A 21,844-nucleotide genomic window follows, 5' to 3' on the forward strand; every position below is an offset into this window, starting at 1 on the left:
TATCCACCCCTGATCTGAGAGCGTTCCGGATGTCCCGCACCCCTTTGCTTCGCCCGTTATCCCTGCACCTGATGCGCGCTGGCCTGCTGCTTGCGCTGGGGCTGCCCGCGTCTGGCTGGGCCGATGAAGCGCGGCGCAGCTACCAGGTGCCGGGCGGCAGCCTGGGTGCGGTGCTGACACGCTTTGCTGGCCAGGCTGGGGTCAGCTTGTCGGTGGACCCGGCGCTGGTCGCCGGGCGCAGCAGCCTGGGGCTTGCAGGCGAATACGGGGTCGAGGAGGGCTTCGCCGCCTTGCTGCAGGGCTCGGGCCTGATACTGGTCTCGGCAGGGCCCGGTAGCTTCACCCTGGTGCGCCAGGCCGCGCCGGTCGAGGGCGCGCATGTGCTGCCCGACATCAATGTCCATGGCCAGGGCGCTGCGCCGGCAGCAGACGCCTATGCCGGCGGCCAGGTGTCACGACGGGGCAGCCTCGGCATGTTGGGCGAGCGTGACTACATGGAGACGCCCCTGAGCATGACCTCCTACACCCGCGAGATATTGCAGAACCAGCAGGCCCGTACCCTTGCCGATGTCGTCGCCAACGATCCCTCGGTGCGCAGCACCAACCCGGCGGGCGGGCGCTTCGAACAGTTCTCCGTGCGCGGATTCAGCCTGTACAACAGCGATGTCGCCTACGGTGGGTTGTATGGTGTGCTGCCGACCTATTCGATCGACATGGAGATGGTCGAGCGGGTCGATATCCTCAAGGGGCCGGGGGCGCTGCTTGGTGGCCTGGCGCCCAATGGCAGCATTGGCGGCGGGGTGAACATCGAGCCCAAGCGCGCTGGCGAGACGCCGCTGACCGAGTTCACCGCGCTGTACGCCTCGGCGGGACAAGGGGGCGGTCATCTGGACATCGGTCGGCGCTTCGGTGACGACCAACGCTTTGGCGTGCGCCTGAACGCGGTGCGCCAGGCCGGCGACACCGAATGGGATCACCAGCATATGGACCGCGAGGCGACCGTGCTGGGCTTGGACATGAAAGGCGAGCGCACCCGCCTGTCGCTGGATATCGGCCATCAGGCGCGTGACGTGGATGCGCCAATGGAGCGTGTGGGCCTTGCCGCAGGGCTCAAGGTGCCGGATGCCAAGGATGTTCACCACAATTTCGCCCAGCCCTGGAGCTACTCGCGGGCCAAGGATACCTTCGGCGCCGTGCGCGGCGAGTACGACCTGAGCGACAACTGGATGCTGCTGGGCGCCCTGGGAGCGCGCAAGGGCGACTACGACTTCATGCGCCATGCCGTGCAGGTGGTCAACGAAGCCGGGCGCTTCACCGTCAGCCCGCGAGCTTTCCAGCGCGAGGAGGACGTGGTCACCGGCACCGTCGGCGTGCGCGGCTGGTTCAACACCGGCGCGGTCGGCCATACCCTCAACATCAGCCTCAACCGCTTCGACCTGACCTTCGACAACAGCGGTGCGCGCTATGCCAACGGCGTAAGCAACCTGTTCGACCCGGTGACCTTGCCCGCACCGGGCGCGCCGCTGGCCGACGATAACCCGACCCACACCAACACGGTGCTGTCGAGCCTGGCCCTGGCCGACACCCTGAGTTTCGCTGACGACACCGTGCTGCTCACCCTCGGCGCGCGCCTTCAGCGTGTCGAGGTCGACAGCTCCGAGCCCGGCGAGCCCGACCAGCGCTACGACGAGCGCGCCACCTCGCCGGCCATGGGCCTGGTGTGGCGCACCACCGAGCAGCTGTCGCTGTACTTCAACTACATGGAGGGCCTGACCCAGGGCCAGGTGGCACCGGAAACGGCGAACAACGCCGGCAAGGTCTTCGCGCCATACCGCAGCAAGCAACTGGAGGTCGGCGCCAAGTACGACATGGGGCGTTTCAGCACCACGGTCAGCCTGTTCCGCATCGAGAAACCGTCGTACTTCACCGATGCCCAGAACAACCTCAGCGCCGACGGCGAGCAGCGCAACCAGGGCCTGGAAATCAGCCTGTTCGGCGAACCGCTGGACGGGGTGCGGGTGTTGGGTGGGGCGATGTTCCTCGATGCCGAGCAGACCCGCACGGCCAATGGCCGCAACGATGGCAACCGGGCCATCGGCGCGCCGGTGGTCAATGCCAACCTTGGCGTTGAGTGGGACCTGCCGGCCATCGACGGGCTGACCCTCAGCGCGCGTGTCATCCATACCGGCAACCAGTACCTGGATGCCGCCAACCGGCAGAAGGTCGACGCCTGGCAGCGTTATGACCTGGGCGCGCGCTACGCGCTCAAGCTCGGTGACAAGGACGTCACCCTGCGGGCCAGCGTCGAGAATGTGCTGGACAAGACCTACTGGGCCTCGGCCAACGTCCCCGACGGCACCGCCACCGGCCTGACCCTGTCGACCCCGCGCACGTGGCTGCTGTCGGCGACGGTCGGGTTCTGAGGGGCCGTTGCCCTGGGGGCGGGCAACAAGCGAGCAAAAATATGCTCAGCCCCCAGGCAAATCCTAGGCTGCACTGGCCGCACGCACGCCAGCCACTAAGGTAAGGTGAGAGGAAAATTCCGCGCGCCGCCCACGGCGCCCCAGAGGTGCCCATGGCTTCCTACACCTTGCGACAACTCAAGTACTTCGTCACCACCGTGGAGGCCGGCAGTGTTGCCGAGGCTTCGCGCCAGCTGTACATCGCCCAGCCGTCGATCTCGACCGCGATCAAGAGCCTGGAAGAGAGCTTCGGTGTGCAGTTGTTCATTCGTCACCACGCCCAGGGCGTGTCGCTGACCCCCAGCGGCAAGCGTTTCTATGCCAAGACCAAGGCGCTGCTGCAGATGTCCCATGAGTTCGAGCAGAACGCCCTGGCCGACAACGATACGGTGGCCGGACAGATCGACATCGGCTGCTTCGAGACCGTTGCGCCGCTTTATCTGCCACGGTTGATCGCAGGGTTTCGCGAGCGCTACCCCGGTGTCGACATCCGCCTGCGTGACGGTGAGCAGCAGGAGCTGATCCAGGGGCTGACCGCCGGCACCTTCGACCTGGCGTTTCTCTACGACCACGACCTGGACGGCACCATCGACGCCGAGCCGCTGATGCCGCCGCAGAAGCCTTATGTGCTGCTGCCCGAGAAGCACCGCTTCGCCAGCCAGGCTCAGGTGTCGCTGCGCGACCTGTGCCCGGAGCCGATGATCCTGCTCGACGTCGCACCGAGCCGGACCTACTTCGTCAGCCTGTTCAACGAGATGGGGCTGACGCCGAACATCGTCTTCAGTTCGCCATCGATCGAGATGGTGCGCGGGATGGTAGGGCAGGGGTTCGGTTTTTCGCTGCTGGTGACCCGGCCGCATTCGGAATTCACCTATGACGGCAAGCGCCTGGTGACACTGGATATCGCCGAGCCGGTGGCGTTGTCGGGGCTGGCGGCGGCGCACCTCAAGCGTGTGCAGTTGACCAAGCCTGCGCAGTTGTTCGTCGAGTTCTGTCGCGAAGAGTTGGCGAAGCTGTAAACGATTCGCGGCGGTTCGGCTACCCGAACCGCCGCGAACAGAACACCGCGGTGGCAATCAGTGCTTACTGCTCATCCGGCACCACAGCGATCACATCGATTTCCATCAACCATTCGGCCTGCGCCAGGCCCGCGACCACCAGCCCGGTGGAGATCGGGAACACGCCCTTGAGCCACTTGCCGACTTCGCGGTACACCGGCTCGCGGAAGCGTGGGTCGGTGATGTAGGTGGTGGTCTTGACGATATGCGACAGGTCGGAGCCGGCCTCTTCAAGCAGTTGCTTGACGTTTTTCATCGCCTGTTCGGCCTGCGCCTGCGGGTCGCCCAGGCCGACCAGCCGGCCTTCGAAATCGGTGCCGACCTGGCCGCGCACATAGATGGTGTTGCCGGCGCGCACGGCCTGGCAGAGGTCGTTGTCCAAGGTCTGGTTGGGGTAGGTGACCTTGGTGTTGAACATGCGGATGCGGGTATGGGTAGGCATCAGTGGGCTCCGAGGGTGCTGACGTTGCTGATCGAGGTGTGTGGCTGTTCATCCGCTGCGCGCTGGTCGCGGTCGCGATAGGCCAGGTAGGTGCGCTGGGTGGCGATGTGGCCCGCGACGTGCTTGGCGTCGTGCCACACGCCCCAGATGAACGACGAGCCGCGGCGCGACAGCCAGGGCAGGCCGAGGAAGTACACCCCTGGCTCGCGGGCCACGCCGCGCTGGTGCTGGGGTTTGCCGTTGGCGTCGAAGGTATCGACCTGCAGCCAGCTGAAGTCCACGCCGTAGCCGGTGGCCCAGATGATGCTGGTGACGCCAGCCTTGGCCAGGTCCAGCTCCAGCAGCGGGTTGCTGACGCAGTCCGGGTCAGCCAGGCGTTGGCGCGCTTCGGGCTCTTCTGGCAGGTCCAGGCCGTTGCGCTCGATATAGGCATCGGCGGCATCGAGCAGGGCCAGGTAGTTCTCGTCACCGCGGTTGATGTTGTCGGCCAGGTTATCCTGGAAGCGCACCACGCCATCCTCGAACGACTGGGTCAGGCCGACCAGAGTCATGCCCTGGTGGGCGAGGGCGCGGAAGTCCACGGTATGGCCGCCACGGGCACCGCTGACGGCAATGGTCACGTGTTCGCGGCCTGGCTTGGCGATTTCCGCGTCCCATTCACCCAGCACGCCCAGCCACCAGCAGAAGTCGCGGTTGCGGTAGGCGCGTGGTGGGCGGTCGTGGGCACCGACCGAGAGGTAGACCTGGCGCCCGGCGCGCATCAGCTCCTCGGCGATCTGTACGCCGGAAGAGCCGGCACCGACCACCAGCACCGCACCGTCAGGCAACTGCTGCGGGTTGTAGTAGGCGGCGGAGTGGATCTGGTGCAGCCGCTCATCCTTTGGCGCAATGGCCGGGATCACCGGTTTCTGGAACGGCCCGGTGGCGGCGACCACGCGGTTGGCGCGGATCACGCCTTCGTTGGTTTCGATGGTGAAGCCCGGGCGGTCGCTGTTGCGTACCACGCGCTTGACTTCGATGCCGGTACGCACGGGCAGGTTGTACTTGCGCACGTAGCGTTCGAAGTAGTCGGCGACCTGGTCCTTGCCGGCGAAGGCGTCGGCGTCGAGGTCGAATTCAAGGCCAGGGAAGCGGTCGTGCCAGACCGGCCCGTTGGCCACCAGCGAATCCCAGCGCCCGGTGCGCCAGGCCTCGGCGATGCGGTTGCGTTCCAGTACCAGGTGCGGTACGCCGAGTTTGCTCAGGTGTTCGCTCATGGCCACGCCGGCCTGGCCGGCGCCGACCACGAGGGTGTCGATTTCGAGATTGTTCAGTGTCATGTCCGAGCCCTTGTTCAGGCGGTTTTTGTCAGGTCGGTTTTGGAGGACCGCCGTTACCTGGGGCCAGACTAGGGATGCACGGAATTTCGCGAAAATAGTATTTAGCTGGGGCTTGCCGATAAATTGGCGAAGGGTGGCAGCGCTGCAGCGAGCAGCCCGGCAGATTTGCCCAGCAAACCCGCGGTGCCCAGTTTTTTCCTCGCCATTGCCAAGCAAAATGCTCGTTTCGCCGCCGCCAGGGCTTGCCGAGAATGCCGGTAAACCCAGAAAGGAGCTGCACCATGACCTTCTCCATCATCGGCCGCTGCCAGGAAACCGGCCAGGTCGGCATCGCCATCAGCTCGTCCAGCATCGCCGTCGGTGCCCGCTGCCCGTGGGTGCGCGCCGGGGTCGGGGCGGTGGCGACGCAGAACATCACCTTGCCGGCCCTCGGCCCGCAGATCCTCGACGCCCTCGAGCAGGGCCAGTTGCCGCCTGCCGCAGCGCTGGACCGGGTGCTCAGCGCCAACGGCTGGAGCGAGTACCGCCAGGTGACGGTGATCGACAGCCACGGCCAGGTCGCGCTGTTCACCGGCAAAGAAGCACTCGGCGTACATAACGCGCTCGCCGGCGAGCAGTGTGCAGCCGCGGGCAACCTGCTGGCCTCGCCGCAGGTGATCGAGGCGATGGTGCACGCGTTCGAGCAGGCTGGTGGGCACCTGGCCGATCGCTTGCTGGCGGCGATGCACGCGGCCATGGCCGCCGGTGGCGAGGCAGGCCCTGTGCACTCGGCCGCCCTGAAGATCGCCGGTGAGCTGACCTGGCCGCTGGTGGACCTGCGTGTGGACTGGGCCGAGCACGACCCGATCGGCGAACTCGACGGCCTGTGGCAGGCCTATCGCCCACAGATGCAGGACTACGTCACCCGCGCCCTGAACCCGACCACCGCACCCAGCTACGGGGTGCCGGGCGATGAGTGATCTCTCCAGCCGCGCCGTGCTGGAGCGCCTGATCGGCTTTGCCACGGTCAGTCGCGACTCCAACCTCGAACTGATCGGTTTCATCCGCGATTACCTGGCGGGGCTGGGGGTCGAGAGCGAATTGTTCCTCAACGTGGAGGGCACCAAGGCCAACCTGTTCGCCACCATCGGCCCGACCGATCGTGGCGGCGTGGTGCTGTCCGGGCATACCGATGTGGTGCCGGTGGACGGCCAGGCCTGGAGCGTCGAGCCGTTTCGCCTGAGCGAGCGCGATGGTCGCCTGTATGGCCGTGGCACGGCTGACATGAAGGGCTTCATCGCCTCGGTGCTGGCGGCGGTGCCGGCGTTTCTCGCCCAGCCGCTGAAGACGCCGGTGCACCTGGCATTCTCCTATGACGAAGAGGTCGGCTGCCTCGGTGTGCGCTCGATGCTGGAGGCGCTCGAACAGCGCCCGAACAAGCCACGCCTGTGCCTGATCGGCGAACCCACCGAGCTCAAACCCGTGCTCGGGCACAAGGGCAAGCTGGCCATGCGCTGCCAGGTGCACGGCGCCGCCTGTCATTCGGCCTATGCACCCTATGGCGTCAATGCCATCGAGTACGCAGCGCAATTGATCGGCAAGCTGGGCGAGATCGGCGGCGAACTGGCCCGTCCCGAGCACCATGACGCGCGCTTCGATCCACCGTTCTCTACCGTGCAGACTGGCGTGATCAAGGGCGGGCGGGCGCTGAACATTGTGCCTGAGGAATGCGAGTTCGATTTCGAGGTGCGTGCTTTGCCGGGTTTCGAGGCCAAGGTCGTGGCCGAGCGCCTGCAGACCTACGCCGAAACCGACCTGCTGCCACGCATGCGTGCCGTCAGTGAAACCAGCGATATCCGCCTCAAGCCGCTCAGTGCCTACCCCGGGCTGGCAACGTCCGAAGACAGCGAAGCGGCGCGCCTGGTGGCGCTGCTCAGCGGCTCGGAAGATTTCGGCACCGTGGCCTTTGGCACGGAAGGTGGGCTGTTCGATCAGGCGGGGATCCCGACCGTGGTCTGCGGGCCGGGCAGCATGGATCAGGGGCACAAACCGGACGAGTTTGTCAGCGTCATGCAACTGCAGGGTTGTGATGCGATGTTGCTGCGCTTGCGTGATTATCTCGTTGGTAATTGAGGTGCTTGCCGAAAGATTTTCAGCGCCTGTGAGATCGAGCGCCGCCCGCGCGGCGCTCGATCTCACAGGCGCTGAAAAACCTCAGGCAAGCACCTTTCAGCCCTCACGCAACCCCATGCGACCACACCTCCGGCGCACGGGTATGTGACAGCAACACATCCAGCAACGCCTGCGCCGCAGTGGACAACTTGTGGTCGCTCAGGGCGATGACCCCGATGCGCCGCTCGACGGTGGGCTCGACCAAGGGTACGCAGCGTGCCCCCAGTTCCTGCATCTGGTTGATGCACAGCGCCGGTACGGCACTGACGCCCAAACCGTTGGCGACCATGCGCCCGACCGTGGACAACTGGTGGCTTTCGAAGGCTACCGCCAGTCGGCCATGCTCGGCGGCCAGGTGTTGCTCGAGCAGCAGGCGTACCGCCGAAGGGCGTTGCAGGGCGATGAAGTCATGAGTCAACAGTTCGCGCCAGCTCACCTGGGGCTGCTGCGCCAAGGGTGAATCGCCCGGCACCACGGCGACGAAGCGGTCCAGGTACAACGGGTGAAACTGCAAGGCATCGCTGCGCTCGGGCTCGAAACCTATGCCCAGTTCGACGCGGCGGTGACGTACCAGTTCCAGCACCTGCTCGTTGATCACGTCGTGCACGGTGACGTTGACCTTGGGGTAGCGCTGGCGAAACACTTTCAGTGACTGCGGCAGCAGGTTGCCGGCAAAGGCCGGCATCGCCGCCACCGACACCCGCCCCAGTTGCAGGGTGAAGCGCTGGCGCAGCATTTCCTCGGTATCGTCCCAGTCGGCCAGCAGGCGCCGGGCCAGCGGCAGCAGCACTTCGCCCTCGGCGGTGAGGCTGACGCTGCGTGTGGTGCGGGTGAGCAGGGCGCCGCCGAGATTGTCCTCCAGCGCCTTGATGGTCAGGCTCAGTGCCGGTTGCGAGATATGCAGGTGTTCGCCGGCCTGGGCGAAGCTCTGGTACTTGGCCACGGTGACGAAGGCGCGCAGTTGCTTGACGTTCATGGCGGGTCCGCAAGTTGTTTTGCAAAAGTTATCAATCGATGACGAAAACAAAATTAACAAATCAGTCGCCAGCGGTGAAGATGCCTTCCACACGCTCAAACAACTACAAAGGCGGATCAGCATGGCCGGACTGGACAAGCGCGTAGCAACCTATGAACAGGCTCTCGAAGGCCTGACCGACGACATGACGGTACTGGCCGGCGGCTTCGGCCTGTGTGGCATCCCCGAGAACCTCATCGCCGAGATCAAGCGCCGCGGGGTCAAGGGCCTGACGGTGGTCTCCAACAACTGCGGCGTCGACGGCTTCGGCCTGGGCGTGCTGCTCGAAGACCGGCAGATCCGCAAGATGGTGGCCTCCTACGTCGGCGAGAACGCCGAGTTCGAGCGCCAGTTGCTCAGCGGCGAGCTGGAAGTGGAGCTCACCCCCCAAGGCACCCTGGCCGAGAAGATGCGCGCCGGCGGTGCCGGTATCCCAGCCTTCTACACCGCCACGGGCTACGGCACCCCGGTCGCCGAAGGCAAAGAGGTGCGTGAGTTCAACGGCCGCAAGTACATCCTCGAAGAATCCATCACCGGCGACTTCGCCATCGTCAAGGGCTGGAAGGCCGACCACTACGGCAACGTGGTGTACCGCAACACCGCCCAGAACTTCAACCCGCTGGCCGCCACCGCCGGCAAGATCACCGTGGTCGAGGTCGAGGAAATCGTCGAGCCGGGCGTGTTGCTGCCCAGCGAGATCCACACGCCGGGGATCTTCGTCGACCGGGTCATCGTCGGCACCTTCGAGAAGCGCATCGAGAAGCGCACCGTCAAGGCCTGAGCGCCGTCCACAGAACAACAAAGAGATCCTGACCATGGCACTGACCCGCGAACAGATGGCTCAACGCGTCGCCCGTGAACTGAAGGACGGCTACTACGTCAACCTCGGCATTGGCATCCCCACCCTGGTGGCCAACTACGTGCCCGCCGACATGGACGTGATGCTGCAGTCGGAAAACGGCCTGCTCGGCATGGGCGAGTTCCCCACCGAGAGCACCCTCGACGCCGACATGATCAACGCCGGCAAGCAAACCGTGACCGCCCGCCGTGGCGCATCGATCTTCGATTCGGCGCAATCCTTCGCCATGATCCGTGGCGGCCATGTCGACCTTACCGTGCTGGGGGCCTTCGAGGTGGACGTGGAGGGCAACATCGCCTCCTGGATGATCCCCGGCAAGCTGGTCAAGGGCATGGGTGGCGCCATGGACCTGGTGGCCGGCGCCGAGAACATCATCGTCACCATGACCCACGCCTCCAAGGACGGCGAGTCCAAGCTCCTGCCACGTTGCAGCCTGCCGCTGACGGGCGCTGGCTGCATCCGCAAGGTGCTCACCGACCTTGCCTACCTCGAGATCGAGAACGGTGCTTTCATCCTGCGCGAGACCGCGCCCGGGGTGAGCGTCCAGGAGATCGTCGAGAAAACCGCCGGCAAGCTGATCGTGCCGGACGATGTGAAAGAGATGACGTTCTAACGCTATTGCTTTACCTCCCCCCTGTGAGGGCGGGCCAGTTGTAGGGGCGGGCTTGCCCGCGAATGCGCCGGTACATTCACCAACGTATTCGGGGGCAAGCCCGCTCCCACGGCAAGCCCGCGCCTACAGGGGTTTTGCGTTGATAAACAAGCAACATCCACCAATAAGACCAAAAAAGGAAAACACTCGTGGCCGCTGAAATCCAAGACAGCCGCTCCGCCCGCTTCGCCCTGCGCTGCTCCAACTGGGCCGAACGCTGGTTCCCCGACTCCTGGGTGTTCGCCGCCCTGGCCGTGATGCTGGTGTGCCTGGGGGCCCTGGCCATGGGCGCCAAGCCCACCGACACCGCCAAGGCCTTTGGTGACGGCTTCTGGAGCCTGATCCCGTTCACCATGCAGATGGCCTTCGTGGTCATTGGCGGCTATGTGGTCGCAAGCTCCCCGCCTGCTGCGCGCCTGATCGACCGCCTCGCGCGCCTGCCGAAGAACGGCCGCTCGGCGGTGTGCTGGGTGGCGCTGATCTCGATGCTCGCCTCCTTGCTCAACTGGGGCCTTTCGCTGGTGTTCGGCGGCCTGCTGGTGCGTGCCCTGGCCCGTCGCACGGACCTGAAGATGGACTACCGCGCCGCTGGCGCTGCTGCCTACCTGGGCCTGGGTGCCGTGTGGGCGCTGGGCCTGTCGTCGTCGGCTGCACAGTTGCAGGCCAACCCGGCCAGCCTGCCGCCGTCGATCCTGTCGATCACCGGCGTCATTCCGTTCACCGAGACCATCTTTCTCTGGCAGTCCGGGGTGATGCTGGCTGCGCTGGTGATCGTCTCGCTGGTCGTCGCCTATGCCACCGCGCCCGGACCGAACAGTGCGCGCAGCGCCCAGGACTGTGGTGTCGATCCGACCTTCACCGCCCCACCTGCGCCGCAGCGCACCCGCCCCGGCGAGTGGCTGGAGCACAGCCCGATCCTGATCCTGCTGCTGGTGGCCCTGGCGGCCGGCTGGCTGTACCAGGAGTTCGCCACCAAGCCTGCGATCACCGCCATCTCCGGGCTGAACACCTACAACCTGCTGTTCATCATGCTGGGCGCCTTGCTCCACTGGCGTCCGCGCAGCTTCCTCGACGCCGTGGCCCGTGCGGTGCCGACCACCACCGGCGTGCTGATCCAGTTCCCGCTGTACGGCTCGATCGCCGCCATCCTCACCCAGGTCAAGGGCGCCGACGCACAGACCCTGGCGCACCACATCTCGGTATTCTTCACCCAGATCGCCACCCATGACACCTCTGCCTTGCTGATGGGCGTGTATTCGGCGGTGCTGGGCTTCTTCATTCCGTCTGGCGGCGGCAAATGGATCATCGAAGCGCCCTACGTGATGCTGGTGGCGAACGACCTGCAGTACCACCTGGGCTGGGCGGTGCAGATCTACAACGCCGCCGAGGCGCTGCCGAACCTGATCAACCCCTTCTACATGCTGCCGTTGCTGGGCGTGCTGGGCCTGAAGGCGCGTGACCTGATCGGCTTCTCCTTCGTGCAACTGCTGGTGCACGTGCCCCTGGTGCTGGTGCTGCTCTGGGCGCTGGGCACCACCTTGCAGTACGTGCCGCCAGTGATGCCGTAGCAGCTTCACCGCGCAATATCGCGCTGCGGGCCGCAATGGCCCGCAAGCGCTGCCCGCCGCTCGACGTCCTGGCATGTCGATCCGAGAAAAAAGCGTAATTTTCCCCCGTCTCCCTTCGTTTTCCTGAGAGCTGCCCTGCGTCCAGGCGGACCGGGCCATCATCACCCCAAGGAGACAGGCAATGACTTCCGTTTTCGACCGCGACGACATCGTGTTCCAGGTAGTGATCAATCACGAGGAACAGTACTCGATCTGGCCCGACTACAAGGCGATCCCCAACGGCTGGCGCGCCGCAGGCAAGAGTGGCCTGAAGAAAGACTGCCTGGCCTACATCGATGAAGTGTGGACCGACATGCGCCCCCTGAGCCTGCGCCAGAAGATGGCCGAAGCTGCGGTGCAGTAAGGCGTGACTGCACTCAACCTGCTATGCCTGCCGTACTCGGGCGCCAGTGCCATGGTCTACAGCCGCTGGCGGCGCAAGCTGCCGGCCTGGTTGCAGGTGCGCCCGGTGGAGTTGCCCGGGCGCGGCGCGCGCCTGGGCGAGCCGCTGCAAACCGACATGCAGGCACTGGCCCGGCAACTGGCCAGCGAGCAACGCCTGGCGGCGAGCACGCCCTATGCGCTGCTCGGGCACAGCCTGGGCGCGCTGCTCGCCTTCGAGCTGGCCCACGAGCTGCAAGCCTTGGGTTGCAAGGCGCCGGTCGCACTGTTTGCCTGCGGCACGGCGGCACCGACCCGACGTGAGGACTACGACGGCAAGGGCTGGCGCGAAGCCAAGACCGATGCCGAGCTGATCGACGAGCTGCGCCAGTTGCAGGGCACCCCCGAGGAGGTGCTGGCCAACGAAGAGCTCATGGGCCTGACCTTGCCGATTCTGCGTGCCGATTTCCTCATGTGCGGCCGCTACGACTATCGCCAACGCGCGCCGTTGCACTGCCCGCTGCATGTTTTGGGCGGCGAGGCCGACCGCGCCAGCGAAGAGCAACTGCTGGCCTGGCGTCGCGAAAGCCTGGGCGATTTCTCGCTGGAGGTCTTCCCCGGCGGGCACTTCTTCATCCATGAGCACGAAGACCGGGTGCTGAGCCTGCTGACCGCCTCTCTGGAACCTCATCGACTTTCGGCATGATTGACGTAGGCCTTTGCCTGGGGGAGGCTGGGGGCTTTCCCACAGGACAAGGGTTGTCCCCATGCTGATCGATCCCCGCCAGGCCACGCTGCTGGTCGTCGATATCCAGGAACGCCTCATCGGTGCCATGAGCGACCCCGAGGGCACCCGCGCGCGGGCCCGCGGGCTGCTGGCCGCCACCGCCGAACTCGAACTGCCCACGGTGATCTCCGAGCAGTACCCCAAGGGCCTGGGCCCGACCCTGGCCGAACTCAAGGCCGCCGCTACAGGGGCCGAGATCGTCGAGAAGTTGCACTTTTCCTGCGTGGCCGCCGAATGCCTGCCCGCCAGCTTGCTGGCGCGCGAGCAGGTGATCGTCTGTGGCATGGAAACCCACGTCTGCGTGCTGCAGACAGTGCTTGGCCTGCTGGGCCTGGGCAAGCAGGTGTTCGTGGTCGAGGACGTCTGCGACAGCCGCACCCCGGCAAACAAGGCGGCAGGCCTTGCGCGCATGCGCGATGCCGGGGCGCAGATCGTCACCCGCGAGATGGTCCTGTTCGAACTGCTGGGCAGCGCCAGCCACCCGTTGTTCCGCCATATCAGCAAGACCTACATCGTCGGTGGCCCATCCTGAACCCGCGGCTGCTGGGCGCTGGGCTGATGCTGTTGGCCCTGCTGCAAGGCTGTGCCGGGCGCCGCGAGGAGGCGCCCGAAGTCGACCCTGCCCAGGTCCGCGCCCAGCTCATGCGCCTGCTGCCTGCCTCGGTCAAGGACCGCCAGGGCTGGGCCGAGGACATCCAGGTCGCGTTCACCGCCCAGGGCATCGCGCCCAGCCGCAGCAACCTGTGCGCGGTGCTGGCGGTGACCGAGCAGGAATCCACCTTCACCGCCGACCCCCAGGTGCCCAACCTGGGCCGCACCGCCCGCGAGGAAATCGACCGTCGCGCCGCGCGTCTGCACATCCCCAGGCTGCTGGTCGATGGCGCCCTGGCGACGCCTTCGGCGAACGGCCAGAGCTACCAGCAGCGCCTGCTGGCGGTACGCAGCGAGAAGCAGCTCAGCGCCCTGTTCGACGACTTCATCGCCGGCTTGCCGCTCGGGGACAAGTTGCTCGGTGGGCTCAACCCGGTACGTACCGGCGGGCCGATGCAGGTCAGCATCGACTTTGCCGAACGCCATGCCAAGGACTATCCCTACCAGCGCCAGGGCACGATTCGCCAGGAGGTATTCAGCCGTCGCGGCGGCCTGTACTTCGGCATCGCCCACTTGTTGGGCTATCCCGCCCACTACGAGCGGCCGCTGTACCGCTTCGCCGATTTCAACGCAGGCTGGTACGCCAGCCGCAACGCCGCATTCCAGGCGGCGCTGAACAGCGTGACGGGTGCAGAGTTGGCCCTGGACGGCGACCTGATCGCACCGGGTGCGATCCTGCCAGGCACGACCGAGCGCGCGGCGCGCAGCCTTGGGGTGAAGCTGGGGCTGCGCAATCCGCAGATTCGCAGCCAGCTGGAATTGGAGAACAGCCTGGCGCTCGAGGACAGCGCCTTGTACCGCGGCGTATTTGCCCTCGCTGACGCCAAGGCGGGCAAGCCACTGCCACGTGCGGTGCTGCCGGGGATCGTGCTCAAGAGCCCGAAGATCACCCGCAAGCTGACCACGGCGTGGTTTGCGGGGAGGGTAGAGGAGCGCTACCAGCGCTGCATGACGCGCTGACCGCCGCAAGCTGCAGGGGCCGCAAGGCAGCCCCTGCGAGGGTCAGGCAGGCTGGGCCGCCAGGCTGTTGCTGACGTTACGCCCCAGTACCAGCATGGTGACGAACCCGCAGCCGACCAGCGCCGTGGCCAGGCTCAGCAGCACCGAGCTGCCCATCTGGTCGACGATTCGCCCACCGAAGAACGAGCCCAGTGCAATGATCACCTGGAACATGGCCACGAACAGCGGCATGCCGCGTTCGACATCCTTGGGCGCGACCACGAACATCCAGATGCTGGCACAGGCCGGGAAGGCACCGAAGGCAAAGCCCCACAGTGCGATCAGCATCACCGCCCCAGTCATGCCGGTGGCGAAGTAAGGGAACAGTGCGGTGCTGATGCCGATCAGCAAGGCCACCAGCAGCAGGGTGTAGCGCACGCTGCGGTTGGCGGCGAAGCCGGCGAACAGGTTGCCGATGACGCCCGCGACGCCGTAGAGCAGCAACAGCGAGCCGATGGTTGCGCCGTCGAAGCCCGAGCTTTGCTTGAAGAACGGTGCGACATAGGTGTACGCGGCAAAGTGCGCCAGACCAATCAGCAAGACCGCGATCAGGCCGACCCGTGCCAGCGGGTTGATGAACAGCGCCGGCAGGTCACTGATGCGGATGGCCTTGTCGGGGTTGAGCCGTGGCAGCAGGAAGACCTGCGCGAGCAGCACCGGCACACCCAGCAGGGCGGTCACCAGGAAGGTCATGCGCCAGCCCATCAGGCCGCTGAGCCAGGTGCCGACCGGCACGCCTAGCACCGTGGCCAGGGTGACGCCGACCATGATGATCGAAGTCGCCTGTGCCACGCCCACCCCCTTGGGCGCCAGGCGCCCGCTCAGGGCAATGGCCGTGGCCCAGAAGCCACCGATGCTGATACCCAGCAGCACGCGGCCGAACAGCAGCAGGCTGAAGTCGCTGGCATAGGCCACCACCGAGTTGGCGATGATCATGATCAGCGTCAGGCCGATCAGCAGGTAGCGGCGGTCCATGGCACCGATGCCCACCGACAGCAGCGGAGCGGCGAGGGCGGCCATGATACCGGGCAGGGTGACCATCATGCCGGCTTGCCCGGCACTGATGCCCAGGTCGCTGGCCACATCGTTGAGAACGCCTACCGGGAGGAATTCACTGGTCACCAGGGCGAAGGCGCCCACGGCGACCGAGAGAATCGCCAGCCACTGCTGTTTGACGCTCTGTTGGTTGTGTTCAAGAAGGCCATCGGGGGCCTGATTGACGCTTGGCATGGTACGGATTCCAAGTGTTGTCGCCTGGAGCAGGCGCAGGAGGCGGGAAAATAGGAGGGCGATTATAGAAGTCGGTTCCGAAAGGCCTATAGGCAGGCCGTTCGATAGTAATCATCAGTGTGATCGATGGAACGCTCGGCTGACCTGAGCACCACGCCTTGCCGGGCGCTCGGGCAGTACGGCGGCTTGCAACTGGCGCCCCACGGGGTGTTCGAACGACAGTTCACCCTCCACGGCCCGATCTTCGACGATGCGCCCTGCGTCAAGCACCACAACCCGCTGGCAGAAGTGCCGCACCAGGCTCAGGTCATGGCTGATCAGCAGGAAGGCCGTGCCGTTGTCGCGACGCAGTGTGTCGAGCCGTTGCAGCAGTTGCAGTTGCAGCACGCGATCCAGGTTCGAAAGCGCCTCGTCGAGCACCACCAGCTTTGGCGAGATTGCCAGCGCCCGGGCGATGTTGGCGCGCTGTAGCTGGCCGCCGCTCAGTTGCTGTGGCAAGCGTTCGGCATGCTCGGCGTGCAGGCCCATCTGCTCCAGCAGCTCGATGGCCCGCAGGCGTTGGGCTGCCTCACTCAGATCGCTCAGGTGCCGCAGTGGCTCGGCAATGCTCCAACCGATGCTGCGCTGTGGATTGAATGCCCCCGGCGCGTCCTGGAACACCAACTGCACGGTCCGCTGGAAGGCTCGTGCCTGTTCGCCGCGCAGTTGGCTGACCGCTTGCCTGGCGAAGGTGACCTGCCCCTGGCTCGGAGTTTCGAGCCCGAGCAGCAGGCGGGCGAGGGTGCTCTTTCCACTGCCGCTGCAGCCCAGCAGACCAATCGATTCGCCCGCTTGAAGTTGCAGGTCGATACCGTCGAGCACCTGCAGCCAGCCGCGTTTGCGCAGCAAGCCGCCGGTGCGGTAGCGATGGCTCAGTTGCTGGACATGCAGCAGGCTCATGCTTGGCTCCCGCAGAGGATTCGATGGGCTTCGAGCAAGGTGCGAGCAGTGTCGCTGACAGGGCGGTCGAACAGTGCATGCACGGCTTGGCGCTCGACGATGTGGCCGGCATCCATCACCGCTACCTGATCGGCGCAGCGCGCCACCACCCCCATGTCATGGGTCACCAGCAGCACCCCGAGGCCATGCCGTCCAACCAGCTCCATCAGCACGTCGAGAAAGCGTGCCTGGCTTACCGCATCGAGATCGCTGGTGGGCTCGTCGGCCAGCAGGAACGGAGTTTCGGCCATCAGCGCCAAGGCGATCATCATGCGCTGCAGCATGCCGCCGCTGAGCTGGAAGGCGAACGCTTGCAGCACGCGGGCGTGATCCGTCAGGCCCACGGCCGCCAGGCAGTCGGCCATGCGCTCGCGGGCGGCGGCGCCGGTGATACCGTGCTGGCGAAGGGTTTCGAGCCCGTGGTTGGCCATGCTGCTTACCGGGTTGAAGGCACTGCGCGGGTTCTGCAGCACCAGGCCGGCCAGGCGGCCACGCACCTGGGCGGCGCTCACCGGTTGGCCGTCGAGCAGCAACTGGCCCTGGGTACGCACAAGGCCCGCAGGCAACAGGTCAAGCATGCCCAGGCAGCTCAGGGACTTGCCCGAACCACTGGCCCCGACCAGTGCGCAGACCTCGCCGCGACGCAATCGCAGGTCGACGCCATGCACCAGCAAACCTGCGTGGGCCGCTATGCGCAAGCCCTGGATTTCGAGGGTCGCTGGCATCATCTAGTGGTGCTCCCGGGTCGGGTCGAGGCGGTCGCGCAGCGCGTCGCCCAGCAGGTTGAAGGCCATCACCGAGAAGAAGATCATCAGCCCCGGCAACAGCAGCAGGTGCGGGTGGGTCCAGATGAACTCCTTGGCATCGTTGATCATCACGCCCCACTCGGCCGTAGGCGGTGCCACACCCAGGCCGAGAAACGACAGGCCCGAGACGTGCAGCATCATGTGGCCGATGTCCATGGTCGCCAGTACCAGCAGGGGGCCTGCGATGTTCGGCAGCACGTGCTGGCGCAGGCGGGTGCTGCGCGAGGCACCGGCCAGGCGCGAGGCCAGCACGTATTCACGACCACGCTGGGCAATCACCATGCCGCGCACCATGCGCGCATACCACGCCCAATGGGACAACGCGATGGCGATGATCACGTTGGTCAGGCCGGTACCGAGCAGCGTGACGAAGAAGAACGCCAGCACCAGGGTCGGAAAGGTCATGAACATGTCGCACAGGCGCATCAGCAGCAGGTCGGTGCGCCCGCCGACAAAGCCCGCGAGGCCTCCCACGGCGAGCCCGAGCGCCAGTACCAGGGCCAGGGTCAACATCACGCTGCCCAGCGACAGGCGGGTACCGACGATCAAGCGCGACAGCAGGTCGCGGCCCAGGTGATCGGTGCCCAGCCAGTGGCTGGCATCGGGTGACATGAGGCGCTGGCCGAGGTCGACCAGATCGGGGTCGTGCGGGGTCAGCCACTGGCCGAACAGGGCCAGTACCGCCAGCAGGCCAACCAGCACCAGGCCCAGGACCAGCCCCGCATGGCCGGGCAAGGCCGACCGACGAATTGCCCAGCGCGTACTCATGCGCGTGCGCCCTCCAGCCGGCTGCGCGGGTCGAGCCAGGCGTAGCACACGTCCACGACCAGGTTGCAGAGCATCAACAGGCCGGTCAGCAGCAGGGTGAAGCACTGCATCACCGGGAAATCGCGGTTGAGCACCGCCGAGACGGCAAAGCGCCCCACGCCGGGCCAGGCGAAGATGGTCTCGATCACCAGTGCACCGCCGATCAGTTCGCCCACGTGCATGCCGGTGGCGGTGACGAATGGCAGCCAGGCGTTGCGCAGCACATGGTCGCGCCACACCCGGCGTTCGGGCAGGCCGCGGGCGCGGGCGTAGGTGACATGGCGTTGGCCGCTGGCTTCGAGCAGGCTGGCGCGCAGCAGGCGAGCATTGATCGACATCGACATCAGGGCAATGGCCAGTACTGGCATCACCAGGTGCCCGGCGCCCCCTCGACCGAGCGGCGGCAGCCAGCCCAGCGACAGCGAGAACAGTGCGATCAACAGGAACGCCAGCCAGAAATTGGGCATCGACACGCCCAGGAAGGTCACCGCCCGAACTGCATGGTCGGGCCAGCGCCCCTGCCAGCGCGCGGCGATGAGCCCCAGCGGGATCGACAGCAACAACGTGCAGGCCAGCGCCAGGCCGCCCAGTTGAAGGGTCGCCGGCAGGTAGTAAAACAGGTCGTCCAGTACCGGTCGGCCGGTCAGGTAGGAAACACCGAAATCCAGGTGCAACGCCTTCCACAGCCAGCTCAGGTACTGCTCGTACAAGGGCCGATCCAGGCCCAGGGCATGGCGCACCTCGGCGATGGCTGCATCTGTCGGCGGGATGTGCGACAGGCGCAGGTAATCCAGAGCCGGGTCCGTGCTGCCCAGGTGCAGCAACACGAACACCAGCAACGACACGCCGAGCATCACCGGGGCCAGCAATACCAGACGCAGCAGAATGTAGCGCAGCATGTCAGTGGGCCTGCTTGGGGGTCATGGCCTCGAAGGGCACATCGAACAAGGTGCTGCCGAATTCGACGTGATCGACCGAATCGCGGTGCACGCTGATGGCGGTGAGGTGGGAGATGGGCAAGTACACCGCCTGCTCGTGCAGGGTGGTCAGGATGAAGCGGTACTGCTCGGCGCGTTGTTGCTCGTCGGTGCTGGCCAGCACCTGGCCGATGCGCCGGTCCAGTTCATCCTTCATCGCTAACCCGCGCTGGGCCATGTAGTCGGCGTGGCCGGCATAGCGCATGGAACTGACGAACGAATGCGGATCATACGGGGCGCCCCAGGTGTCGGCGAAGATCATGTCAAAGTCACCCTCGCGCTGGCGCCGCACCAGGGCGCCTTCTTCAACGGCCCGCAACTCGATATGGATACCGACCTTGGCCAACTCGCCCTGCAGGACTTCAGCCAGGCTTTTCTGCAAGGCACTGGTGCCGAGGAACACCAGTTCGATCGACAGCGGCTCGCCGCCCTTGCTGCGCACGCTGGCACCGGGAGCCAGTGTCCAGCCTGCGGACTCTAGCGCCTGCTTGGCCTGCGCAGGGTCGTATGGATAAGGTTTCAGGCCGATGTCCGAGTACGGCATGTTGCTGGCGAACAGGGTGTCAGCCCGCGGCTCCAGGCCGTAGAGGATCTTGTCGATGATCGCCTGCTTGTCCACCGCCTCGTTGATCGCCTGGCGCACCGCCAGGTCGCGAGTGGCGCCACGGCCGGTGTTCATGGCCAGCGTGCGGGTAGCCAACGGCGCCGACAGGGCAGTGGCGTAGCCTTGGTCGCGCAGGCGCACGAAGGTGGCGGCGCTGATCTCGCCGGCGGCACCCTGGATCAACTCGATTTCACCGGCTTGCAAGGCCAGGGCACGGCTGTTGGGGTCGGGAATGACCTTCACCATGACTTCGCCGTAGGCCGGTTGCGGCCCCCAGTAGTAAGGGTTGCGCACGAAACGATCGAACTCGCCCAGGCGCGACTCGACCCGCATCCAGGGCCCGGTCCCGACTGGCTGGCCGGGCTTGGCTGCAGGGGCGCCGAAGCGCATCGGACGGACCTGGGCCAGTTCCATCAGCGTCGGGTAGTAAGGGTGCTTGAGCACCAGGCGCAAGGTCAGGTGATCGGGGGCCTCGACATGGTCGAGGGTGCTGACCAGCTCCATCCAGCGGTGGCGTTGGCTGTTGGCCAGGACCGCATCCAGGTTGGCCTTGGCGGCCGCGGCATCGAACGGCGTACCGTCGCTGAAACGCACGCCGTCGCGCAAGGTGAAGGTGTAGGTCTTGCCGTCCTCGGACACTTTCCAGCCCGTCGCCAGCCACGGCTCGACGGTGCCGGCGTGGGTGTAGCGCACCAGCGGTTCGTAGACCATGGCCTGGGCGTACATCTGATTCGGCGCATATCCGCGCGGGTCAATGGGGCCGGCGTTGACCGGCCACGAGTACACCAGTGTCTGACCCGGCGCCGTGGGGGCGGCGGCCTGCGCGAAGGCGCTCATCGCGAGAAGAACAATGCCCCACAGGGCAGGCTTTCGTTTGCCAGGCTGCTGCTTCACACTGCGTCCCCCACTTCGTTGGAGGCCGTAGGCTAAAGAGCGGTGGGTATGATGTCTATTAAAAATCATCTTACTGGAAGTGAAAATGCAACGGATCACCATCACTCTGGATGAAGAGCTGCTCGGTCTGATCGATCGACGGGTTGAAACGCAGGGCTATCAAGGGCGTTCGGAGGCCATCCGCGACCTGCTGCGCAACGGCCTGCGCGAAGCCGAAGCCTTGCCGGAAGATGACCCCTGCGTGGCGGTGGTCAGCTATCTGTATGACCACACCACGCGTGAGCTTCCCAAGCGCCTCAACCAGACGTTGCACGCGCACCACGACCTGACCCGCTCGACGCTGCACGTGCACCTGGATGCAGGACATTGCCTGGAGGTTTCGGTGCTTCAGGGCCCCAGTGGGCGTATCGGCGAGTTGTCGCGTCAATTGATGGTCGAGCGCGGGGTGGAGCATGGACAGGTGCAAGTGATACCGGCGCCACTGCCTCCTGCAACGACGCGATGAATGCGCCGAGCTGACTCATCCCTTCTGCGCTCGACACCGGCGGTTCAATCCCGGACCATCAAGGCCTCGGCATAACGGTACTCAGGAACGACCGCCATGGATTGCCTCGCGACGCTGTATACAGAACGCCTTGTGCTCACCCCCCTTCAACTGGAAGACGCGCCTGCGATCCAGCAGTTGTTTCCCCAGTGGGAGGTGGTCCGTTATCTCGATCGCCGTGTGCCCTGGCCCTATCCGCAAGACGGCGCGTTGGTCTACGTGCGTGACATGGCGTTACCGGCCATGGCGGCGGGCCGTGAATGGCACTGGATGATCCGCCTGCGCGGCGCAGAGCAACCCATCATCGGCAGCATCAGCCTGTACGACCAACCCGGGAACAACCGGGGTTTCTGGCTTGCGCCGCAGTGGTGGGGGCAGGGCTACATGCGCGAAGCCTGCCGGGTGGTCAACGCCTATTGGTTCGAGACATTGTCTCGCCCCGTCATGCAGGTGCCCAAGGCCGTTGCCAATCACGCCTCTCGAAAAGTGTCGGAGCATGAAGGCATGCGCCTGGTGGACAGGCGCGACGGGCATTTCGTCTCCGGGCCGTTTGAGGTCGAGATATGGGAGATGACACGCCGTGATTGGCTCGCCCGCTCCTTGGGTTGACGCTGCCGGACA

At 65.7% G+C, this 21,844-nt stretch carries 22 protein-coding genes; 13 read left to right on the plus strand and 9 right to left on the minus strand.

Annotated features, from left to right (window positions below):
* Positions 1-29 precede the first annotated feature (29 nt).
* Both VA602_RS19485 and VA602_RS19490 read left to right on the plus strand, forming a co-directional pair.
* Positions 30-2,423, plus strand: coding sequence for a TonB-dependent receptor (locus VA602_RS19485; protein ID WP_063544386.1), 2,394 nt, complete (start codon positions 30-32; stop codon positions 2,421-2,423).
* A 152-nt stretch (positions 2,424-2,575) separates the two neighbouring features.
* Positions 2,576-3,481, plus strand: a complete 906-nt coding sequence (locus VA602_RS19490) for a LysR family transcriptional regulator (protein ID WP_197891494.1) — start codon at positions 2,576-2,578, stop codon at positions 3,479-3,481.
* A gap of 64 nt (positions 3,482-3,545) precedes the next feature.
* On the opposite strand, the gene VA602_RS19495 is transcribed toward VA602_RS19490, so the two are convergent.
* Positions 3,546-3,962 (minus strand): RidA family protein, encoded by a 417-nt coding sequence (locus VA602_RS19495; protein ID WP_323454026.1) that lies wholly within the window; start codon positions 3,960-3,962, stop codon positions 3,546-3,548.
* Positions 3,962-5,281, minus strand: a complete 1,320-nt coding sequence (locus VA602_RS19500) for a flavin-containing monooxygenase (protein ID WP_054892747.1) — start codon at positions 5,279-5,281, stop codon at positions 3,962-3,964. The genes VA602_RS19495 and VA602_RS19500 overlap by 1 nt, the downstream gene beginning before the upstream one ends.
* A gap of 281 nt (positions 5,282-5,562) precedes the next feature.
* On the opposite strand from VA602_RS19500, the gene VA602_RS19505 reads away from it, so the two are divergent.
* Together VA602_RS19505 and argE are read left to right on the plus strand one after the other, a co-directional pair.
* On the plus strand, positions 5,563-6,240 hold the full coding sequence (locus VA602_RS19505) for a DUF1028 domain-containing protein (RefSeq protein ID WP_323454027.1): 678 nt from the start codon (positions 5,563-5,565) through the stop codon (positions 6,238-6,240).
* On the plus strand, positions 6,233-7,393 hold the full coding sequence (argE, locus tag VA602_RS19510; RefSeq protein ID WP_323454028.1) for an acetylornithine deacetylase: 1,161 nt from the start codon (positions 6,233-6,235) through the stop codon (positions 7,391-7,393). The genes VA602_RS19505 and argE overlap by 8 nt, the downstream gene beginning before the upstream one ends.
* 103 nt (positions 7,394-7,496) lie before the next feature.
* Here argE and VA602_RS19515 read toward each other — a convergent pair whose 3' ends face one another.
* Complete coding sequence (locus tag VA602_RS19515) at positions 7,497-8,408, minus strand: LysR family transcriptional regulator (protein WP_063544394.1); 912 nt, start codon at positions 8,406-8,408, stop codon at positions 7,497-7,499.
* 121 nt (positions 8,409-8,529) lie between these two features.
* On the opposite strand from VA602_RS19515, the gene VA602_RS19520 reads away from it, so the two are divergent.
* The 7 genes from VA602_RS19520 to VA602_RS19550 all read left to right on the plus strand — a co-directional run bounded on the left by VA602_RS19520 (position 8,530) and on the right by VA602_RS19550 (position 14,344).
* Positions 8,530-9,228, plus strand: a complete 699-nt coding sequence (locus tag VA602_RS19520) for a CoA transferase subunit A (RefSeq protein WP_054893208.1) — start codon at positions 8,530-8,532, stop codon at positions 9,226-9,228.
* Between the two features lie 34 nt (positions 9,229-9,262).
* Positions 9,263-9,919 (plus strand): CoA transferase subunit B, encoded by a 657-nt coding sequence (locus VA602_RS19525; protein WP_197891504.1) that lies wholly within the window; start codon positions 9,263-9,265, stop codon positions 9,917-9,919.
* 188 nt (positions 9,920-10,107) lie between these two features.
* Entirely contained in the window at positions 10,108-11,526 is a 1,419-nt protein-coding gene (locus tag VA602_RS19530) for a short-chain fatty acid transporter (protein WP_323454029.1), read from the plus strand.
* A 181-nt stretch (positions 11,527-11,707) separates the two neighbouring features.
* Positions 11,708-11,929, plus strand: coding sequence for an MbtH family protein (locus VA602_RS19535; RefSeq protein ID WP_054893211.1), 222 nt, complete (start codon positions 11,708-11,710; stop codon positions 11,927-11,929).
* Positions 11,930-11,932: 3 nt separating this feature from the next.
* Positions 11,933-12,652, plus strand: coding sequence for a thioesterase II family protein (locus VA602_RS19540; RefSeq protein WP_153775006.1), 720 nt, complete (start codon positions 11,933-11,935; stop codon positions 12,650-12,652).
* Between the two features lie 61 nt (positions 12,653-12,713).
* Entirely contained in the window at positions 12,714-13,265 is a 552-nt protein-coding gene (locus tag VA602_RS19545) for a hydrolase (protein ID WP_323454030.1), read from the plus strand.
* 26 nt (positions 13,266-13,291) lie between these two features.
* Positions 13,292-14,344, plus strand: a complete 1,053-nt coding sequence (locus VA602_RS19550) for a DUF1615 domain-containing protein (RefSeq protein ID WP_323454031.1) — start codon at positions 13,292-13,294, stop codon at positions 14,342-14,344.
* 42 nt (positions 14,345-14,386) lie between these two features.
* On the opposite strand, the gene VA602_RS19555 is transcribed toward VA602_RS19550, so the two are convergent.
* The 6 genes from VA602_RS19555 to nikA form a co-directional block, all read right to left on the minus strand.
* On the minus strand, positions 14,387-15,613 hold the full coding sequence (locus VA602_RS19555) for an MFS transporter (RefSeq protein ID WP_323454032.1): 1,227 nt from the start codon (positions 15,611-15,613) through the stop codon (positions 14,387-14,389).
* A gap of 114 nt (positions 15,614-15,727) precedes the next feature.
* Positions 15,728-16,552: a nickel import ATP-binding protein NikE gene (gene nikE / locus VA602_RS19560; RefSeq protein WP_323454033.1), complete on the minus strand. Its 825-nt coding sequence runs from the start codon at positions 16,550-16,552 to the stop codon at positions 15,728-15,730.
* Positions 16,549-17,319, minus strand: a complete 771-nt coding sequence (gene nikD / locus VA602_RS19565; protein ID WP_323454034.1) for a nickel import ATP-binding protein NikD — start codon at positions 17,317-17,319, stop codon at positions 16,549-16,551. The genes nikE and nikD overlap by 4 nt, the downstream gene beginning before the upstream one ends.
* The gene (gene nikC, locus VA602_RS19570) at positions 17,320-18,165 is read right to left on the minus strand and encodes a nickel ABC transporter permease subunit NikC (protein ID WP_323454035.1); all 846 of its coding nucleotides are present in this window, start codon (positions 18,163-18,165) and stop codon (positions 17,320-17,322) included.
* Positions 18,162-19,103: a nickel ABC transporter permease subunit NikB gene (gene nikB / locus VA602_RS19575; protein WP_323454036.1), complete on the minus strand. Its 942-nt coding sequence runs from the start codon at positions 19,101-19,103 to the stop codon at positions 18,162-18,164. The genes nikC and nikB overlap by 4 nt, the downstream gene beginning before the upstream one ends.
* 1 nt (position 19,104) lies before the next feature.
* On the minus strand, positions 19,105-20,622 hold the full coding sequence (gene nikA, locus VA602_RS19580) for a nickel ABC transporter substrate-binding protein (protein ID WP_407682519.1): 1,518 nt from the start codon (positions 20,620-20,622) through the stop codon (positions 19,105-19,107).
* A 142-nt stretch (positions 20,623-20,764) separates the two neighbouring features.
* Here nikA and nikR point away from each other — a divergent pair, with 142 nt between their 5' ends.
* Both nikR and VA602_RS19590 read left to right on the plus strand, forming a co-directional pair.
* Entirely contained in the window at positions 20,765-21,184 is a 420-nt protein-coding gene (gene nikR, locus VA602_RS19585; protein WP_063544420.1) for a nickel-responsive transcriptional regulator NikR, read from the plus strand.
* A gap of 96 nt (positions 21,185-21,280) precedes the next feature.
* Complete coding sequence (locus tag VA602_RS19590; protein WP_323454038.1) at positions 21,281-21,832, plus strand: GNAT family N-acetyltransferase; 552 nt, start codon at positions 21,281-21,283, stop codon at positions 21,830-21,832.
* Positions 21,833-21,844: the final 12 nt, after the last annotated feature.

Source organism: Pseudomonas machongensis (genome assembly GCF_034961125.1).
In the GTDB taxonomy this organism is placed as follows: Bacteria; Pseudomonadota; Gammaproteobacteria; order Pseudomonadales; family Pseudomonadaceae; genus Aquipseudomonas; species Aquipseudomonas machongensis.